Raw genomic sequence first — 16921 nt, 5'->3', positions numbered from 1 at the left:
TTAGCTGTCTTAAAATACATGTGGTCGAATACAATGAACGGCTCTACTGCCAGTCCAGCTGAACAGAAGACGCACCAGCGGTTTCAATCGAACCGGAGCAAAGCTTTAGACATCCATCCACCGTTATGAGATCGGTACAATGGATCGACCCTCTAATCTCCAACGCCCCTTCTTCACCTACGGCATCTTCAAACCCGGCCAGATCGCCCATTTCAGACTAGAGGACTTCATTGACGACACCAAAACAGCCAGCGTAGACCACCCACTCTACGAAAGAGATGGCATACCTCTACTGAACACAGAGAAAGACGGACGAACCAACGGAGTATTACTCTGGTTCAACCCAGAGGACGCCGAAAGAGCGTACATGAAAATCACGCAGATAGAACCAGGCAACCAGTACAGATGTACGCAAACCACTGCTACGGCAGATGACACTGAGTACAACGCGAACATCTTAGTCGGTATCAACCCTAAGAACGGCGGCCACAAACTGGAAGACCACTCCGGAAGTCCCATACAAGACTGGGATGGCGAAAAGAACGACCCATTCTTCAACGAAGCACTCGATGTGGTCGAGGAGAAAATAAAGCAGCACACACGGGCTGAAGACAACGACTTCAGCTCATATTTCGAGTTACAGATGGCGTACCTTCTTCTTTGGACTGTAATAGAACGGTATGTGACACTTAGGTACGGGTTTGGAGCCAATAGCTATCATGAACGAAAAAGGATGGCTATAGAGGAAGATGGTTTCAGAGAAGGACTTGAAGACGTCTTAGAACATCGAGACGGTGCTATCATCCGGAAAACACACAAACCCGAAGAAACCAAAGAACTGTCGACTATCGACCCAGAGCAGGCAATTCACTATTACTACCAGGTCCGCAATAACATAGCTCATCGCGGAAAATCACTGGACCAAGACATCCATATCCTCAGAAGTTCGTTACTGGAACTCTACACGATCTTTAACGACTACGTTCTACCGGATGCGTTTGACGAAGATAGTAATCCCTGATCACTACGCTGGAATTGGTTCCCGTTCCTCTTCTTCGTCTGGGCTGTAGCTGCCTTCCTTGGCGAGCTCGTCAGCGATCTTCTTGGATAGCAGCATAACTGCCTCCTGGTGCTTGCCTTTGTTCTTGTAGACGTGCTCCGGCTTCACATCCAGTTCTTCGTACTCGTCGAATGCTTCCTCACTGATCCCGTGCTCGTGCTCTACGTGCTGTTTCAGGGCACGGAGCAATGCGTGAATCTGGAGGGATTCATCTTTTCTCATTGTGTCAGAGCTACGTTCTGCGGACAAAGAAATCTTTGGAAATAGAAAAAGAAAAGTTGGGTGTTTCACCCGGCGGAGATGAGTGGGATGAAGTAGAGGAAGAGGAATGTCGGCCTCTTCACCCTCACTTCTGCATCACCTTCATCCGAAGATCACCGCTCCCATAACGATCAGCAGCAATGCTCCGACTACACCGATTGTCCCTGCTACCTTCCCGGAGATCTCTGGTAAGTCTGGGAATATGCTGTTGAAGAAGTCGGCGAGCCAGCTGCCGGTCGGCCCGACGATACCGCCACAGCTTGAACACTCGGTGGCCTTCTGATGCACATTCCGTGCATTCTCTATCTGCTTCAGCATGTCCTGCACACCGTCCGTGTAGAACTCAGTGACCTGCAAACTGGTCGAGTTGATCGAGTCACCTGTCTGCGTGTTCCGCATATTCAGGATCGTGAACTCGCCTTCTAACTGGGTTTCCTCAGCTTTCCCGTTCTCCATGTTGTGAACGAAGATCACCGTTTCACCAGATGCGTTGTAGGTCTTGTTGACCTCCAGAGTGTTGTTGAAGGTTCCTCTGGTAACAAACAGCTGCCCCCAAGCCGTCTGATTGTTCCACTGGACCTGGAACGCATACGAGGAGTTGTGTGCGTACCCAGATTGGACCTTGGTCAATGCCAAGTACTGATAGGCTCCGGTCGTCTCGTAGTTCGTGGAAGCTGCAATCGCTGTCTCCAACGGCCCAAGCTCATCAGGGACGTTGATCTCGCCTTCTTGGTAGTTGTTGTAGTAGTGGTCGGTGATGTTGATGACGTTGTTCCGGGCGATTGTACGGCTGCTATCGATTTTCTTAAGCGTATCTCTATAGTCAGACGGATTCATAGCCTTCACACTGTCGCCTGACCCGCTTACAATCTTCACACGGTCGATATAAACCGGTTGTCTGTCTGTGTACGGACTAGCAACCACAGGATTGCCTGAACCACAGCCATAATCGTTGGCTCTCATCTCTGTGTATTGCCGGGTGGTGCCGTTGTAGAGCGTGTAATTCACTTTCTCAAAGGTTGCACCGCCTTCCAGACCGATACCGCTACACGAGCCTGAATTATAGTTCTGGAATACGTCAGCTGTAGATAGCCCATCCGTCGTATTGATCGTATTAAGCGTCTTATTGATAGCTACTACTTCTCGTTGCTGTGGTGCAAGCGTGGAAATCTGCTGTGCAGTGTAGAACTGGTCAATCTCGTCTAAAGCCATTTTCTGCGCGTCTCCCTGTATAGTACCGTTGTTCCGGGCCTCAATTATCGTCAATTTAGCTTTGGCCATCGCCATTGGCAGGCTCTGATTCAGGTAGCTTCTCTGCTCTTTCACGTCCTGTTCTCGGAGGTCGTGGTTCACCACCCAGTTCGTGTAAATGTCGAACTGGACCTCGTTGGGCTGCGTGCTGCTTATCTCTGATTCAAGTTCCTGAGCACAGTAGGGTGCAAGTGCTATAGTAAACTGGTATTTACAGAGTTCGTCTCCAAAACTCTCCCAGCTGAACGCTGCGGCAGAACCAGCGAATCCCATCGTCAAACCAAGAATAAGAAGGACTGAGAGGGCTTTCGCCCCTCTACTTCTCATAGAGACGGTATCACCTCCATGATCCCCTCAAACATCTGCATAGGGATGTTGAGGATGCCGGAGATGACGTTGTTGACACCTGCTGTCAGTCCGGACAGGAAGTTGCCGACAACCGGGATGTTGCCGAAGAAGTTGCCTGTGATCAGGTTCCCTCCGCCGAACAAGCCACCGCTGAATGTGTCGCCGTACAGCTTGAAATCAGTGATCTCGGTGCCGTTATCCAGTGTCATCCGGACCTGGATACCGGTCGTGTTCACATCTGAAATGTTGACTGTGGCCATTCCGGAGACCGTCTCAGTCTTCAACACGGACTCATTCTCAGAGTCGTTCTGGGCGTCAAGCACTTCGACTGTGACCGAGCCGGATGTGTCGAGTTCGATCCGGTCGTACTTGTCCGCTCGAATCTGCCGTGTCAGAAATGCGGCGTTGTCACTGTCTGCGGTTACTGTGTCGTTCTCGATACTGATATTCGCTGAGTCACCGCTGTTCAGGTATGTGAAGCTCTGCTCACCGGGGACGTCACGAAGCTTGGTGATATTGTACTCAGTCGTGTCGTCCGTAGTGTTGTCCGTGCTGTTGTCACTGGTTGTGTTGTCGCTGGTCGTACTCTCGTAATTGTAAGCTACGTTGTCGATGTAAGCAGTGTATGATTCAGCGTTACTGGCGCTGACTCTCAGTTCGTCAAACGTCTCCTCTACGTTGAAACTCGGGTGACACTGGATGCTTCCAGAGCTATCCGTTACCCGTGTTTCATAGTGTGTAGAGTTCTGTTTCCTGAGCTCGATCTTACGCCAGTTTGAGTTATCCGCCAGATCACAGACGTACTGCTCCGATCCTGTCTGCGGTGTTTCTACGTTGAACGTGAGATTGCCGTTATCTGAGGCGATCTCCGCATAGAGCTGGCTGCTGTAAGAGCTATTTCTAAGATGAAGACCGTATTCAAGTGTTGCACCGATGTTCGACGGCTTGAACCAGCCAGAAACCATCTGCCCGCTCTCTAGATTGAGCGTGTCACTGTAGTAGTGGTTCCCATAGACGTTGGAAACATTGTTGTTCCCGAGGTAGTAGGAGTACGTCCCTGCATAGCTGTAGTTCGAGGTGGTGTCTGCTCCTATCCCTGAGAATATGCCTGCTCCATCTTCGAAGTCCTCAACTTGCTGTGTCTCCGCGGCGGCTGCTGTTCCTGTCGCTGCCACCAGCAAAGCTGCTAAAAGAAAAGAGGCGGTGAGAGCCTTTGTCGCTCTCACTGATTGCCACCTCCGTACTGGACCGCTGAAGCCCATCCTACAGCGAGGAGGAGCACAACAAGCCCTGAACGTGCTGCACTGTTACCAAGGTAAGTAACCAGATCAGGGCTGATCGTCAGTGCAAGTACAATCAGCAACGTGCCGATACCGGCCACGCTCTGGTGACTGGTGTAATCCTTGAAGTCCTGGTCACTGCCGATGTAGACCGCCGCCAGTGCAAAGATCGAAACAGCTGATCCCCACATGATCGGGAGCGGTCCCAACGAAAACCAGGTTGAACCTAAAAATTCAGATAAAGATACGCCTAATGCGCTTAGATTTGCCTGTCCAAGCATGCTGAGAGTGGACGCAAGGAAGAAAAACCCTGCAATCGACGTAATCAGATAGTTTGTCGACGGCATTCCTGCGCCATCCAACCGCTTGGACATCTTTTGTCGTATTGATGTCATTGGTTGAGGAATACTTGTGCTAGAGCACATTTAAAACAAGGAGGAAAAACAGATTATTTCGGCTAAAACCTGAAGTCCAAAGCTGTACAGCGATTTTCACGGCAACCCCTCCGCTTCCAGTGGAACTAACAGGATTCCACATCCATCCTGTCTACATGCTCACTACTCACCTCCTGAAATCACATCCAAATCATAAAACCGAATGCTAACAGGACTCTCCTCAGTCGCCCAATCCAAATCACTGACAAAACCATCGACAAACGAGATATCCTTCGCCTCAAATATCTCACCGTCGTATTCAAATACTAAATCATGTACCGTATTCATGATGATATCGTCCTCAGTTTCCCTCTCGAAATCCAGAGCATCGGCGTTGTAGTAAACGAAATAGCCATCGTCCTTGAAAATACCCTGCAGCTGTACCTCTCCAACTGACACTGTCTTATCTTTGTCTGGATCATACTGTCTGAGATCTGCATCTACAGTGAATGACTCACCAAGATCAACAGGAGCATCCGAGATGCGTTCATCCCGAAGTTCTTGATTATCTAACTCCAACTCACCAAGTACTTCCTCAATATTGTCACAGGAGTCAATATACTCGCTAACTGCACCGAGGATACGGGCACTGTAATTCCTTATCTTTTCTAAATCTAAATCAACTTTCGATAACCGGTACTCTGCACTATGAGCTATTTCACTTCGTACTGAATACATCTCATCAAAAAATTGTCTGTATTCGTCTTGGTACGGTCCTAGAACTCCCAGCAATTTTACACCCCTTTCCTTTATGCTCGGCGTTTTACCTGGTCCTTCTTCCGGTACCAAAACTGATTCTAGCGCCACTACAAACTTTAGAAACTTGTCTGAGGGGTAGTTGCTTTCAATTGCATATCTGTGCCAACGCATAGCATTTTTTATCGCTCTCTCCAACTCCGAATCTCTATTTCGGTCGAATAAGTCTTCAAAACGGTCAAGTTTCTCGAAAGCTTGTTCGGGCGACGCTATATCGAGGAAGCCAAGGTCTGCCTTTCCATGTAGTAAGTGAATAGTAGTGTCGTCATCTTCGGCGTAGAACCGCATTATCTCGTTTTTGACTGGTGTTTGAAGAGGATACTTCTCGCCAAAGTTTAATGCATCAAACACATTCTCAAGATTTTCAGTTGCTCGTAAACGAGCTAATTGATTGAGGTCCCCTGTCACCGTCGTTTTTGCGAACATGTCTACATCTTTAATATCTTCCTCAAGTCTCTCAAAGTCTGGATTAAACCGCTCGTCAAACTTGATCGGGTCAGCATTTCGTTCCTCTATTAATACATCAGCAAAACTAATCCCTGACAACTCGCTCGGAAAGTCTAGTAATGGGATATAAACTGTCGTTTCTGTATCGATATCCCGAACTCTATTAGTATAAACAGCGATGCGATCTTCTGCAGAATCATATTCTCCAATCCAAAATGCCTTTATCACCATTTCTATACAGTCTCTCGGCCATCCCCTCTCCCCAAGTTCTGTGAATAGAAACTGAATATTGGTTCTCAGACTATTCTGGGACAGTATATCTTCCTCAAGAAGATGTTTTTCTAAATTATCTATGAGTTCATTACGGTACTCTGTCTTGACCGAAGTAGAGGTCAATTGTCTCTGCAAGTCGTTAATCAGCGTCTCAACACCATCTATATCCAATTTCGATTCCGCATCTTCTAGTGCTGTGCGTTTGACAGCAGATTCAAGCCGTTGACTAAATGAGTGCGGATTCGCGTCGATATCCTTTTCTTCAAATACTTTTTCTATCGTTGAACGATCCTCTGTAAACTCCTTCAGCTTATCTATAGTCTCATCTCTTTGTGAATCGAATTCATCAGAGTTGATATTGAGTTCTTTAACTGGTTCCAGTACATCTTCTAAAACACTGGACTCAATATCGGAAACAGATGAATTGAGTGTGGTGAATGCCGATGAAATCCCCTCAAGATCATCCTCTCCTATCTGGTACTGCAGCTTCGAAAGAAGGGACAACATCTGAAGGCGTTCATTGTTGTAGAGCTCATTCTCATCATAGATCTCAAGCCAGAGATTAGCGAAGTCAGCAAGATGGTCTGACTCAGTGCGGTTCGTCCAATGACGTTTCCGTGCCATAGTTATGAGTCAAGATATTAGCGTATAAGCGATGGGTTTGTTTCAACGAGGTCTGATAGATTGAGCTACATCAGGGGTCGTACTGGGCGATGTATTCTTCGCTAAGCTGGTCAACAATCTTATCCCAGCTTTGGTTGATCTCCGAGTCATCGATCAGTCGGAACAGGTTCCGGCTACAGGTATCCCGGTAGATCAATCCGGCCTCGTGCAGTATCTCCGGAATCTCCTTCTCTGTTTCCTGTTTAGCGGTGTTGAGGTAGAGGCCGAAGATTGCCATCGCTACCTGGTCGTCGTGCTGGATCAGGTGCTTGTGTTTCTGGATGGCGTCTGGGCGCAGCCGGTAGTATTGTTCGCCGGTGTCGACGTTCTTGACTTTCTGGGCCAGTCCCTGCTCTTTGAGGTGTTCGAGGTCGTAGTCAGGGCTGTCTGTGGGAGACGCCATGTATAGACAGATACAACAACTTTTTTATAACTCATCCAGAACAACGCTTATAAAACAGGTTGTGTTCCTCTCCATCTCCTGGACCTGAAACAGGAGAAATCTTTACATCACCACCGAATGTTGTGTGCTACTATGGCGCAAGGAACTCTCCTGATTGACGACGATCCAGAGTCCGAAACCGAAGCACTGGGAGATCTCCCGAAACCAGGGAATCGCTGTGTCCCGAACTAGCTCCACAGAGCTGCCATCACGCTGCCTGAAATGCGGATTCGAAGCACCCGCCGGTAGCGACGAATGGAACAAGGTCGACGCACCACCACTCGGCACAATGACTCAATGCCCAGAATGCAATAGCACGAACATACTGAGCCGAGGCTAACCGTCGAACAACCGTCAGAAATGGCGAAGGAGCGTGTGAGACTTCGCCACCTCACAGGACGTCACGTCAGATAGAATGATGCGCCATCCTGTGATTCAGTACGAGGACAAAACAGCATTAAAACCACCGGAAGAGAAGGGTGTCAAACCGATTCCATCACTATGTAGATTCGTCATCAGCTTTCTCGTTCTCGCCTGTATAAATGTAACCGTGTAGACTTAGGGCTGCGAACAGTCCTGCAATACCGAGCGCAACAGCTACTTCCGTACTTATGAAATAGTGTGCTGGAGCGAATCCCAGTGTGAATCCTGCTATCATATCTGGTTCCGGGTGATTACTTCTCCTGAGATGCGTCAGCGCTCATCACTCTCCTTTACGAAAACCCCGTAATCAGTACCGTTGTGATACAACCGGATTTTCTTCGGCTGCTTTGGGTCAGTGTCTTCTACCCATTCCACAACTTCCACGTCCGGCGCGATCCCTGTCGCACTTCTAAAGTCGAAATTGTCATCACTTGTTTCCTCGACTTTTTCTGCGTTGCCTCTGGCTATCAAAACCTCGGCACTGTCCTCAGGCATTTCAGCTGTATCGCCATCCTCGAAAGGACCATATTTCACTGAGTCTGTTCCTACAATCCCAGGGTAGCTGCCGCAAAAACGGACTCTCACATATTCAGTCATTCAGTCATCGACCTCCAAGCTTTGAACAACCTCTTCTGCGGCTTCCACCGGATTTTGAAGATCCTCGAAATCCCTGCGTCTCAACTCAACCATCGCCACCTTGAACGCCCACGCATGATCCTCAACCTCAGCCTCATTGACTGCTTTCTCAACCGCCAAAAGCAGATCTTCGAACCAGCCCTCGATACCGCTGGCCGCAAAACACGGTTCTACTCTACTATCAGAAACCCAGTGAGGTTTCTGAGTGTGGGCAGAGTCCGTTTTATGATTGAATCTCGCAATATAGGCCGCTGGCTCCAGACCTACGGAATTACTACCATTATCTACCGAATTAGTAGTTGAATCGGTCACCCTGCAACACCTCTACTCTGCGCTCTTCTCATCCCGCACTTAGGACAGACAAAGATCCGTTCATCAGCCGCCTCACTCAGATCAGCACTCCACTCACCATTCCCAGTATCGAAACCAGAATTCGTAGAGTAAATTGTCCGACCGCAGTCCACACACGACTTTTCCTCCGCGTCAGGAGTATGACTGCTGCTGCAGATATGCATCGCCTTCTCCGTCACTATTTCAGCACCTCTACGACTTTACCTGGTTTTTGAGTTCGTTCATCTCTGAACGCTTCTTCCGGGTTTGAACAATATCCTTCATGCCATCCGTATTCAGTGAGAAATAGGTGTCTCTGCTCTCTCTGTTCTTCTTCACGATACTGTGGTTCTGTAGCTTCGACAGAATCTTCGACACACTGCTTCGAGAAACATCAGTAAACGGCGTAATATCGTCGAGCTCTACCTTATCCTGATCAACCAATACAGAGAGAACATCCCAAGTATGCTCCTCATTAGTCTGCATCTTCCCAGAAGCCTTCGAGATCTCGTCACGGACTGCTTCATGTTTCAGGAAATCCATCTTACCCTCAAACTCTTCATCAAGACTGTAGCCTTGCTTCTCAAGCTGAGATATCTTAGACTCTAATTCACTGATACGGTCGTTCTTACCTTGGAGCTTCTTCTTGAGCTGATCATCGCTACCTGCAGCATCCAGACCAAGAGCCTCAGACATCCGTCTCACACCTTCTCTTAGCTCATCCATGTGCTGAACCGCCTGCTCATATTCCTCCAAGTTCTCAACACGCTGCTGGAGTTCCTGGCGGCTCTCACGGACATTCGACAACTCGCTCTCTAAGTCGTCTCTCTCGGATTCAAGTTCTCGGATACGTTCGTTCTTCTCCTCACGGATCTCATCAACTTTCTCCTGCACCTCTGGACTGCCACCGGATGCCATTGCTTGAGTGAATTGCTGGGCCATATCGCTCATGTCCTGAGCCCGGTCAAGGTCCTCTTCCAGATCGGTGATCTCTTCTTCCTTGTCTTCGAGTTGCTGTTCGAGATGGGCAATCCTATCCTGTTCACGTTGTTTCTGCTCGCTAATCTCTTGGAGCTCATCGACAAGATCCGAAGATACCGATTTTAGTTCTGGTCGCTCGAAATCTTCGAGGTCAGGTGTAGCACCGGCATCGAACGTCTTCTTCCGCAGGAAATTGACCTTCTTTGCCTTCTCATTTTCGTGGTCGAATTCAATGAAATCGGCTTCGATAAACGCCTGTCCTGGTACCAGGTTGCTGACTCCTGTAGTGTATTCCGAGCCGAGAACTCTTTTCACGACATTCAGCTCCGTCTCCCAGTCTAATTTGTGCCAGATACGGTAGTCACATTGCGTAATGTAGTCCTTATCAACGCTCTGCGGTCTCTGGGACAGAGCACATAGTCCGAGCCCTCGTTTTCGACCTCTCTTCCCTACTCGGATCAGCATCTCTGTAACTTCACCATCGTCGCCACGGCTTCCTTGCTGTGGAATCCACTCGTGAGCCTCCTCCACCAAGACAGGGAAAGGCATCTTCAGCTTCTTTTCCTTGTCAAACAGAGCTTTCACCGTATCGTGAACCAGCTGGTCGACTTCACCACTTTTGACGTAGCCAGACACATCGAGGATGATCGGAACCTTCTGATCAAGTGCGAGGTAGGCTATCTTCTCTGCGTGTTCAGGTCCGACCTGCAGATCACATTCGTCGTCGGCTCCGACGTGCAGTACTTCGTATTCCTCTTTGAGGCCGTAGTACTCGCCTTCGGTGTCGATCACCAGCAATGGGTAGCCTTCGTCAAGGATTTCTTCACAGATCTTCCCTGCAGTGTTACTCTTTCCGCTGCCAGATTTTCCTGTGATGAACCCTCTGCCAGTCAAGATTTTGACTAATGGAATTTGTAAATCGTCTTCTGTTATTTGAATCGTCTTCTCATCATCTGTCATAATATCAGTTTCCGCCTCTACAGCTTCTTTACCTCGCCATTTTCAACATAAGCAGATTTGTAGTCTAATCCGCCTCTGTGATCTTGTCGCCAGTGTCGAATAAATTGCTCTTGGATTTTTCTCTCGCTCGGAGCATAGAGGAATGTGTTGCAGATTGTGCAGACATAGCCGATACCGTCCTCTATCTCTCCGCTTACAGTTGTATCGGTATCTATCTCAACGTCTTCAGGTATATCGTAAGCTCCCATCAGCTATCATCCTCAGTCTCGTTGTTGTTATTCTCAGTTGGAACACAGCGTTCGTGGTAAATATAGCCGAACGCCTCAACGAGTTCGTGTCTATCTGGCAGATATTGGCCTCCACACTTGTGGCAGACAATAGTCGCTCCAGAGCCGGGATGCATCGTATTCTCAACCGCAAGGTTCGCATAGAGCTGCGCAACGCGATCTCTCTCGATTGTATGCTGCTGTAGATGAGCAATCAACTGGTCCTTCATCTCGCCCTCAATCTTCTCGCTCATTGGCTATCACCGCTGTTTTGACGAACCGAAGTAGTGCCGAGAACCTGGAAACTACCCTGACCCAGAGTGGTCGGCCCGGACGAATAATCCACAATAACCACCTGCTCAGGCGTGAAACACACCGTCTTGTTCACATCATCAGTGAACAGAAAGCCGGTCGACTCAATATAACTCCAGCACTGTGTCGAACCATTGACCTCCACAACCCGCTTCTCCGCCGGGGCATCGACGCTACTGCCTCCAGTACATCCAGAGACCGCGACAACCGCAGCAAGAAGCATCAATACCATCCTTTTCACAGACTATCACCGTCGAGCTGACGTTCAACGAACTCCTCAAAGGATTCGCCATACGCCTCTGCGTGCGCCTGACTCACTGACTACCCGCCTCATACTCATCCATCAGATTTTCAAGGAAATAATACGGCGGCAACCCCTTCGGCTTCAACTCATCAACCCGCTCCTTCACTGATTGAGGTACGCCTATTGTTGTCCAACTATCGTCACTCATAACTTACAATATCTCACAACAATTTATAAAGCTAATCGCCTCTCAACCCCGCTACAAGCAAACATGGCCGATGATACCTTCGACAAGCTCGATGATCTCGAAATGGGCGATCAAGTTAAGATACACTTTTCCGAAAACGCTGTTGATGTGAACGGTGTAGCACACCAATCCCCGCTCCAAACCACGGTGAGATTGGTAACCAAGCGTCGGCTCGATCATCAGAAAGGACACGACGTAGACGGCATCGTGACGAAAAAAGAGATATTCCTAAAAGTACCAGACCACGACGACACACACGGAGAATACGTAATCAAAACCGAACGACCAATGGTCGGCGACAACAGCTACGCACCCATAGAAGCCCGAGAATACTTCAAAGGAGTACCCGGAGACGGGGAATACACGATAAACATGATCGGGTTCAAAGACATAGAACCCATCTGATCAGGACTCAGCACTCTGATCTGGATAATTCTCAAGCAGGAATGTCGGTATCTCCTTTCCCATCAAGCAAGGACTCCTTCAATTCGGGCAGGGTACCACAGAGAATCATGATACATTGTCACACCACCGATCTTCAAGGAAGAATATCTTCTTTCACCGCCTCGAAAGGCGGGATCTCCAGATCAATGTTCTTCAACTCATCACAATCCTCAAAACTGGCAGGTAACGACTCGCTGTACTGCTTATCAAACTTTAGAGCAGTACCATCGTCAAGCCAGTAGTACCCCGACCGCGCATTTCCAGCACTGTACTCCCCGATCTCCTGCGCCACCTCGATAGCCCCTACATCTGCATAAAACACCAGTTGCTCGTCTTCGTCAACATGGCCATCAAAATGGAAGTCTATAATCGACTCTTCCGCCAACTGAACCTTAACCATCCGATCCATATCTTCGAAGAACCCGTCGACACTCGCAGGATATGGCACATCTTCAGAGTTCAAACAGTACTTGGTTCTATCAAAATCAGCGAAATCCGTATCGTCCGGGTCCAGATCGTCAAAATAACTCATCCCCATGGATCACTCCCTCGTTCCCAAACCTCGTTCCTCACGCTCCAAAAACTGGTCAACAACCGGATAAAACAGGTCCAAATGACTTAACCCAACATCTATCTCAACCTCTTCCAACGGCTCCGACCGCTCCGAAGAATCACCGGCATCTAGCTCCACCCGATGGAACTCCGGGATCTGATACAAGACCCCACTACCAATCTCAAACCGTGAAAACGGCCTCCGGTCAAACACTTCCTGCGGATCTTCACCCTTAACATCAAAATCCAGAACCACAAAATCAGGCTCTACACCCTCCAACATATCTGATCTCACAAAATCACCGCGTACATGCGCCTCCATCTTTCGATCCTCCCAACGCAGAATAGTATTCAAAGCACGTAGCTCCTTGTTAAACTGGCCGCTCGACAACAAATCCGTCCAGAACTCAACCTCAAAATCCAGCTGCTCCTGTTTCTCAGGGAAACGCTCCAACACCTCATCCATGTTGTCCTGCGAACTCAGCTGCTTCTCCTCCGGACGATCCGCAACAGTAGACTCACGATGCGGCACCAAAATCTTCAACGTGAAATTCTCAAACTCCATCAACAGCTCACCGGCCTCACGCATCCCCTCCTCAGTAAAACCCAAAGCAAACAGATCCACGTGCGGCAAAGTATGCAGCTCATCCAACTCCCAGTCCTCACCCACCAACTCCGAGCTCTCATCTACATCCTCCATACCATCCTCGAACCACAGAGCTGCACACCAATCCTCAGGAAACTCGGTATCCGCATCAATCAAAGACGGACCATCAAAAGTATCGTAGTACAGCACACCCTCAAACTCTTTCTGCTCGAACAAGGCGTTAATCGCCTCCAGCTGCATATACAGCGGATCAGAACGGAAGAACCGCGGCACAAAATCCTTAGCCATCAAAACATCACCGTCACCGAAATCCAGTACATCACCGGCCTTCTCCGGACGCTCCGCCTCCTCAAAATCAGCCTCATTCAGCGGTTCATCACGTTCCGGCGGCTCCGGTATTTCCGCGCCAATACCTTCGGATGGCGTCTCGCGCTTCGCCATGTTAACAACTCACAAACTATAACAGCAAAAAATTTTCTACAGTTACCCGATACTTCAGTACTCCCATCCGTCCGGACAGCCCTCATACAATCCCGGAGAATGGCTGTACTCGAAACTGCCGCTACCTGTCGCCGCCTCCTCCAGCTCGTTCGCCTTCTCGATGATACCATCCATGTTCCCCCACCACGCAACTGCCTCGTTGCTGTACGGCTCCTCATGCAGGTAATCGAAGATCTCGTATACCTCATCGAACTCCAGGTTACGGCGTAGACTGTACGCCTCACCTCTGCCGCCGACAGCCGGGAACAAGTCAACCTCCGTCATGCTGTAGCCCTCGTGGTTTGGGTCCTCGTACTCGAACTTGTGCTCACAGACACGTACCATGGAAAACCAGCCGGGAAACCAGCTTTAAACCCGTAACCGATGTTCTGCAGTGCCTCTGTTTCTCAGTCTTATAACCGACCCAAAATGCTATCATTCGTGGAAAGAGACTTGTAGATCATGTCGATTGACGATCCATCAGAAAATGTAGTAGTAGAAATCCAGATTAAGGACGAATCTGATTCTTTCGATCTGTTCAATCGTTATTCACAAAACCTACAAATCGTCTATCACGCGCTTCAGAGTGCTCAGAATGGCTTCATAGTTGGGGTCGATCAAGAAATTTTAATTGAAGAAGTACAAGAGTTTGAAAATGGCCTACTTAATGAAGAAGTGACCGGAGAGGACATAGACTCAATAATCTCGACAATGGCTAAAACAGGGTTTCTACGCGAGATAATGCTGAAAAGAAACTACTATACCATAAGACGAAGTCATCAAGAGCCGCTGACAATAAAACGGATATCGAAGAACAGTCCCACTGGACTGATGCTCCTCGCCGGATTTGGACTAATAACAGCAGCAACAATAATTTCAGGATATCTGTATGATTGGTTAGTGGACGAGGAGGTAGATGAAGAAGTTGTCAGACAGCAAATTGACGATCTCGAAGGGACAGTAGAACGGGCTGAAAGAATCACCGGCGAGAGGACGATCAGAGAACAAGTTATTGATTCAGACGATGATTAGCTCAGTTTTTCCGCACCAGAGCTCCAATTATAGGAAGTACAAAAAATAGAACTGACACGACTCCACTACCGATACTGTATGCCCAAGATGGAAAGCTTCCAGAGAAGGTGATATGAGTAGTGATTGCAAGAGTGAATGAAGTTACTGAAAGTAGGCCCCAAGGAGCGAACTCTTGCATGCGTCCTCGTTTCAGCCCTTTTGCTAGTATTAAACCAATGACGAGGCCTACGACACATAGGATAATATTGAGAATTAGGAAACTGAGTTGCAGCGAGGACCCTATAGAGGTGATGTTCCACAGCTCCTGTACGGTGAACGCGAAAGCGAATATAAGAAGCAGGTAAGACGAGTAGAAAACCATGTAAAAATACCAGGGTAAATTTCTATCTCTTGGGAGTAATTCAGCAGCTCCGATCCAAAAAGGGATGCTAGTAAGAATAGCTTGAAGTATACCTAATACAACGCCTTCGCTCGGATTAGAGCCCGCCTGCAGAATATGAGCCAGCATTGGTGCTGTTAATTCCTTTCTACCCTAATAGGTCTTCGCTGCACCGAAAATTAGGGTTCAGTACTGCGATGCCGGCGCTCATCCGACACATGCCGATGATGGCTGTACGTTAGAGCCCCCAAGGCAACCGCCTGAAGCAACCACAACACGATCAACACCTCAACACCAGAAATCACTGATCCTCACCCCCGACCGGCTTCAGATACACGAGCGCAGAACTCCCGCTATACCCGAGAGACGCCTTCAAGACAATCGCACCCTCCGGCAGCTCCCAAAACCGAGACTCCTGCCTCTCCTTCACCAACTCATACGTACCGGACTCAGGAATACGAGTCAACCAAAACCCGCCTCCATCTGGTCATCTAAATCAGCTTTCACCAGTGCAGCCTTCACAGCCTTCGGATCATCGAAATCAACCCAGTCACGGAGCTCGTAGCTCAACAATCCTTGGCGGCTCAGCTCACGGACAAACCACGGACTGCTCTCCGACTCCACGATCTCCTCACTGTACTCCGCCACAAACTGCCGCTTCAACCGCGTAATCAGATCCCGAACCTCGTCAGGAACGGACTCACGTATACGCTCAGAGAAGATCTCGTGCGGCAATCCAGTGTCACGGCTTGATCGCTCACTCCTCGTTATCGCTACGCCGTCCACAACAACGCGATAGCCGTGATCCTCCGCCTTCTCGATCTCAACTGTGTAACCCTGATCAAGCGCATGGCTGATGACATCATCCAGATTCGTCTCCCCGTCGTCAAACATCAGAAGACGCCTCTACCAACTCAACACCATGTGGTTGTACCACCGGAGCTGAGTCCTCGTACTACGGATTTTAACGAAACACGTACCGGAACCGTTCGCAGAAATGAGATGGTGATTATAACCGTATCGAGTGATTCCTGAATACTCCGTCTCAACATACCTCGGCGTCTTCATATGAAGCACATCATCGGTGCAGAGCAACCTATCGTCCTCTTGGAGCGAGTCATGAAACCTCAGTGGTGTCTCCCGCTGCTCCCAGTGCGTGACCTCTGTCGGATACAGCCACGGCTCACCAGCAACAGCGAATATTAGCAGCAGAACCAGGACAAACCTGAAACCATGATTCACTGCTCATCCGCCTCCTCTGGTATTAGATAGCGGGTGAACAAACCGGCCAGCACCATTCCGAACCCAAACACAGCTACAGCGATACCGCCGCCAATAGCTGCCATAAATACGCCGTGATCAATCCGCTGAAACCTCTCCTGCTTCGGACAAAGCAGCTCAGGGTTCTCAAACCGGTCATACTGCTCAAAACAATCAGCAGGAGACAGCCCGACAATCGTATCATACTCGTCATCGCCGTCTGTGTCGTTGTACATCGGATACATCTCGATATCGGCAGTGTGGAACCCGTACAGGAACGGGATCGACAGCACCACCAACACCAGAGAAACGATCAAGATATCGCCCAGAACCCGATCAGTCCTCAATTCGATACGGAATCACCTCCTGCTGCTTCATTCTCTTCATTATCTTTGGCTGCTACAAGCACAATATAGAGCACAACCATGCCAACCCGATAGCAGGAGTACACAAACACACCTGCCAATGCCGCGAGAAACCCATACACAAACAGTACGTTGACTATCTCCGGGGTAACTACGATATCAGTCATAACCACAGACAGCAGCGATAG

General features: G+C 48.9%; 22 protein-coding genes. 3 read left to right on the top strand and 19 right to left on the bottom strand.

The features are described 5' to 3' along the window. Window positions 1–139 precede the first annotated feature (139 nt). On the top strand, window positions 140–1021 hold the full coding sequence (locus ACP97_RS03230; protein ID WP_049996406.1) for a hypothetical protein: 882 nt from the start codon (window positions 140–142) through the stop codon (window positions 1019–1021). Window positions 1022–1024: 3 nt separating this feature from the next. On the opposite strand, the gene ACP97_RS03225 is transcribed toward ACP97_RS03230, so the two are convergent. From ACP97_RS03225 to ACP97_RS19705, 13 genes are all read right to left on the bottom strand, one after another. Next, window positions 1025–1282 carry a UPF0058 family protein gene (locus tag ACP97_RS03225; protein ID WP_049996405.1) on the bottom strand — a complete coding sequence of 86 codons (258 nt, stop codon included), beginning with the start codon at window positions 1280–1282 and terminating at the stop codon, window positions 1025–1027. A gap of 141 nt (window positions 1283–1423) precedes the next feature. Beyond that, a complete protein-coding gene (locus ACP97_RS03220; RefSeq protein ID WP_049996404.1) occupies window positions 1424–2899 on the bottom strand; it encodes a hypothetical protein in 1476 nt (491 codons plus the stop codon). After that, window positions 2896–4146: a hypothetical protein gene (locus ACP97_RS03215; RefSeq protein ID WP_049996403.1), complete on the bottom strand. Its 1251-nt coding sequence runs from the start codon at window positions 4144–4146 to the stop codon at window positions 2896–2898. Before ACP97_RS03215 ends, ACP97_RS03220 begins: the two co-directional genes overlap by 4 nt. Then, window positions 4143–4574, bottom strand: coding sequence for a hypothetical protein (locus tag ACP97_RS03210; RefSeq protein WP_154019936.1), 432 nt, complete (start codon window positions 4572–4574; stop codon window positions 4143–4145). Before ACP97_RS03210 ends, ACP97_RS03215 begins: the two co-directional genes overlap by 4 nt. Window positions 4575–4757: 183 nt before the next feature. Continuing rightward, on the bottom strand, window positions 4758–6734 hold the full coding sequence (locus ACP97_RS03205) for a HEPN domain-containing protein (RefSeq protein WP_049996401.1): 1977 nt from the start codon (window positions 6732–6734) through the stop codon (window positions 4758–4760). A gap of 70 nt (window positions 6735–6804) precedes the next feature. After that, window positions 6805–7176 carry a hypothetical protein gene (locus ACP97_RS03200; RefSeq protein WP_049996400.1) on the bottom strand — a complete coding sequence of 124 codons (372 nt, stop codon included), beginning with the start codon at window positions 7174–7176 and terminating at the stop codon, window positions 6805–6807. Window positions 7177–7908: 732 nt separating this feature from the next. Continuing rightward, the gene (locus ACP97_RS03195; RefSeq protein ID WP_049996399.1) at window positions 7909–8235 is read right to left on the bottom strand and encodes a DNA replication complex subunit Gins51; all 327 of its coding nucleotides are present in this window, start codon (window positions 8233–8235) and stop codon (window positions 7909–7911) included. Then, window positions 8236–8586, bottom strand: a complete 351-nt coding sequence (locus ACP97_RS19715; RefSeq protein ID WP_154019935.1) for a hypothetical protein — start codon at window positions 8584–8586, stop codon at window positions 8236–8238. Between the two features lie 231 nt (window positions 8587–8817). Further along, window positions 8818–10545 (bottom strand): helicase HerA domain-containing protein, encoded by a 1728-nt coding sequence (locus ACP97_RS03190; protein WP_049996398.1) that lies wholly within the window; start codon window positions 10543–10545, stop codon window positions 8818–8820. Between the two features lie 17 nt (window positions 10546–10562). Further along, window positions 10563–10793 carry a hypothetical protein gene (locus tag ACP97_RS19710; RefSeq protein ID WP_154019934.1) on the bottom strand — a complete coding sequence of 77 codons (231 nt, stop codon included), beginning with the start codon at window positions 10791–10793 and terminating at the stop codon, window positions 10563–10565. Continuing rightward, a complete protein-coding gene (locus ACP97_RS03185; RefSeq protein WP_049996397.1) occupies window positions 10793–11065 on the bottom strand; it encodes a hypothetical protein in 273 nt (90 codons plus the stop codon). Before ACP97_RS03185 ends, ACP97_RS19710 begins: the two co-directional genes overlap by 1 nt. After that, on the bottom strand, window positions 11062–11346 hold the full coding sequence (locus ACP97_RS03180; RefSeq protein WP_154019933.1) for a hypothetical protein: 285 nt from the start codon (window positions 11344–11346) through the stop codon (window positions 11062–11064). The genes ACP97_RS03185 and ACP97_RS03180 overlap by 4 nt, the downstream gene beginning before the upstream one ends. Before the next feature lie 91 nt (window positions 11347–11437). Then, the gene (locus ACP97_RS19705; protein WP_154019932.1) at window positions 11438–11575 is read right to left on the bottom strand and encodes a hypothetical protein; all 138 of its coding nucleotides are present in this window, start codon (window positions 11573–11575) and stop codon (window positions 11438–11440) included. A gap of 63 nt (window positions 11576–11638) precedes the next feature. On the opposite strand from ACP97_RS19705, the gene ACP97_RS03175 reads away from it, so the two are divergent. Beyond that, complete coding sequence (locus tag ACP97_RS03175) at window positions 11639–12019, top strand: hypothetical protein (RefSeq protein WP_049996395.1); 381 nt, start codon at window positions 11639–11641, stop codon at window positions 12017–12019. Between the two features lie 133 nt (window positions 12020–12152). On the opposite strand, the gene ACP97_RS03170 is transcribed toward ACP97_RS03175, so the two are convergent. Genes ACP97_RS03170 through ACP97_RS03160 form a run of 3 tightly spaced genes read right to left on the bottom strand, consistent with a single transcriptional unit; the run spans window position 12153 to window position 14042 of the window. Continuing rightward, window positions 12153–12590 (bottom strand): hypothetical protein, encoded by a 438-nt coding sequence (locus tag ACP97_RS03170; protein ID WP_049996394.1) that lies wholly within the window; start codon window positions 12588–12590, stop codon window positions 12153–12155. Window positions 12591–12599: 9 nt separating this feature from the next. After that, window positions 12600–13658, bottom strand: a complete 1059-nt coding sequence (locus tag ACP97_RS03165; RefSeq protein WP_049996393.1) for a hypothetical protein — start codon at window positions 13656–13658, stop codon at window positions 12600–12602. 54 nt (window positions 13659–13712) lie between these two features. Next, window positions 13713–14042 carry a hypothetical protein gene (locus ACP97_RS03160; RefSeq protein WP_049996392.1) on the bottom strand — a complete coding sequence of 110 codons (330 nt, stop codon included), beginning with the start codon at window positions 14040–14042 and terminating at the stop codon, window positions 13713–13715. 117 nt (window positions 14043–14159) lie between these two features. On the opposite strand from ACP97_RS03160, the gene ACP97_RS03155 reads away from it, so the two are divergent. Beyond that, on the top strand, window positions 14160–14729 hold the full coding sequence (locus ACP97_RS03155) for a hypothetical protein (RefSeq protein WP_049996391.1): 570 nt from the start codon (window positions 14160–14162) through the stop codon (window positions 14727–14729). A gap of 841 nt (window positions 14730–15570) precedes the next feature. Here ACP97_RS03155 and ACP97_RS03150 read toward each other — a convergent pair. From ACP97_RS03150 to ACP97_RS03135, 3 genes are all read right to left on the bottom strand, one after another. Beyond that, complete coding sequence (locus tag ACP97_RS03150) at window positions 15571–16002, bottom strand: hypothetical protein (protein WP_049996390.1); 432 nt, start codon at window positions 16000–16002, stop codon at window positions 15571–15573. A gap of 344 nt (window positions 16003–16346) precedes the next feature. Beyond that, window positions 16347–16715, bottom strand: coding sequence for a hypothetical protein (locus tag ACP97_RS03140; protein WP_154019931.1), 369 nt, complete (start codon window positions 16713–16715; stop codon window positions 16347–16349). Beyond that, window positions 16712–16900, bottom strand: coding sequence for a hypothetical protein (locus ACP97_RS03135; protein ID WP_154019930.1), 189 nt, complete (start codon window positions 16898–16900; stop codon window positions 16712–16714). Before ACP97_RS03135 ends, ACP97_RS03140 begins: the two co-directional genes overlap by 4 nt. Window positions 16901–16921: the final 21 nt, after the last annotated feature.

This window comes from Halococcus sediminicola, assembly GCF_000755245.1.
In the GTDB taxonomy this organism is placed as follows: domain Archaea; phylum Halobacteriota; class Halobacteria; order Halobacteriales; family Halococcaceae; genus Halococcus; species Halococcus sediminicola.
This window is presented reverse-complemented; position numbering and strand designations above follow the sequence as displayed.

Coding starts and splice junctions, on each gene's coding strand:
- ACP97_RS03230 (WP_049996406.1), top strand. CDS start 140: ATGGATCGACCCTCTAATCTCCAACGCCCCTTCTTCACCTACGGCATC.
- ACP97_RS03225 (WP_049996405.1), bottom strand. CDS start 1,282: ATGAGAAAAGATGAATCCCTCCAGATTCACGCATTGCTCCGTGCCCTG.
- ACP97_RS03220 (WP_049996404.1), bottom strand. CDS start 2,899: ATGAGAAGTAGAGGGGCGAAAGCCCTCTCAGTCCTTCTTATTCTTGGT.
- ACP97_RS03210 (WP_154019936.1), bottom strand. CDS start 4,574: ATGTCCAAGCGGTTGGATGGCGCAGGAATGCCGTCGACAAACTATCTG.
- ACP97_RS03205 (WP_049996401.1), bottom strand. CDS start 6,734: ATGGCACGGAAACGTCATTGGACGAACCGCACTGAGTCAGACCATCTT.
- ACP97_RS03200 (WP_049996400.1), bottom strand. CDS start 7,176: ATGGCGTCTCCCACAGACAGCCCTGACTACGACCTCGAACACCTCAAA.
- ACP97_RS03195 (WP_049996399.1), bottom strand. CDS start 8,235: ATGACTGAATATGTGAGAGTCCGTTTTTGCGGCAGCTACCCTGGGATT.
- ACP97_RS03190 (WP_049996398.1), bottom strand. CDS start 10,545: ATGACAGATGATGAGAAGACGATTCAAATAACAGAAGACGATTTACAA.
- ACP97_RS19710 (WP_154019934.1), bottom strand. CDS start 10,793: ATGGGAGCTTACGATATACCTGAAGACGTTGAGATAGATACCGATACA.
- ACP97_RS03185 (WP_049996397.1), bottom strand. CDS start 11,065: ATGAGCGAGAAGATTGAGGGCGAGATGAAGGACCAGTTGATTGCTCAT.
- ACP97_RS03180 (WP_154019933.1), bottom strand. CDS start 11,346: ATGCTTCTTGCTGCGGTTGTCGCGGTCTCTGGATGTACTGGAGGCAGT.
- ACP97_RS19705 (WP_154019932.1), bottom strand. CDS start 11,575: ATGAGTGACGATAGTTGGACAACAATAGGCGTACCTCAATCAGTGAAG.
- ACP97_RS03175 (WP_049996395.1), top strand. CDS start 11,639: ATGGCCGATGATACCTTCGACAAGCTCGATGATCTCGAAATGGGCGAT.
- ACP97_RS03170 (WP_049996394.1), bottom strand. CDS start 12,590: ATGAGTTATTTTGACGATCTGGACCCGGACGATACGGATTTCGCTGAT.
- ACP97_RS03165 (WP_049996393.1), bottom strand. CDS start 13,658: ATGGCGAAGCGCGAGACGCCATCCGAAGGTATTGGCGCGGAAATACCG.
- ACP97_RS03160 (WP_049996392.1), bottom strand. CDS start 14,042: ATGGTACGTGTCTGTGAGCACAAGTTCGAGTACGAGGACCCAAACCAC.
- ACP97_RS03155 (WP_049996391.1), top strand. CDS start 14,160: ATGTCGATTGACGATCCATCAGAAAATGTAGTAGTAGAAATCCAGATT.
- ACP97_RS03150 (WP_049996390.1), bottom strand. CDS start 16,002: ATGTTTGACGACGGGGAGACGAATCTGGATGATGTCATCAGCCATGCG.
- ACP97_RS03135 (WP_154019930.1), bottom strand. CDS start 16,900: ATGACTGATATCGTAGTTACCCCGGAGATAGTCAACGTACTGTTTGTG.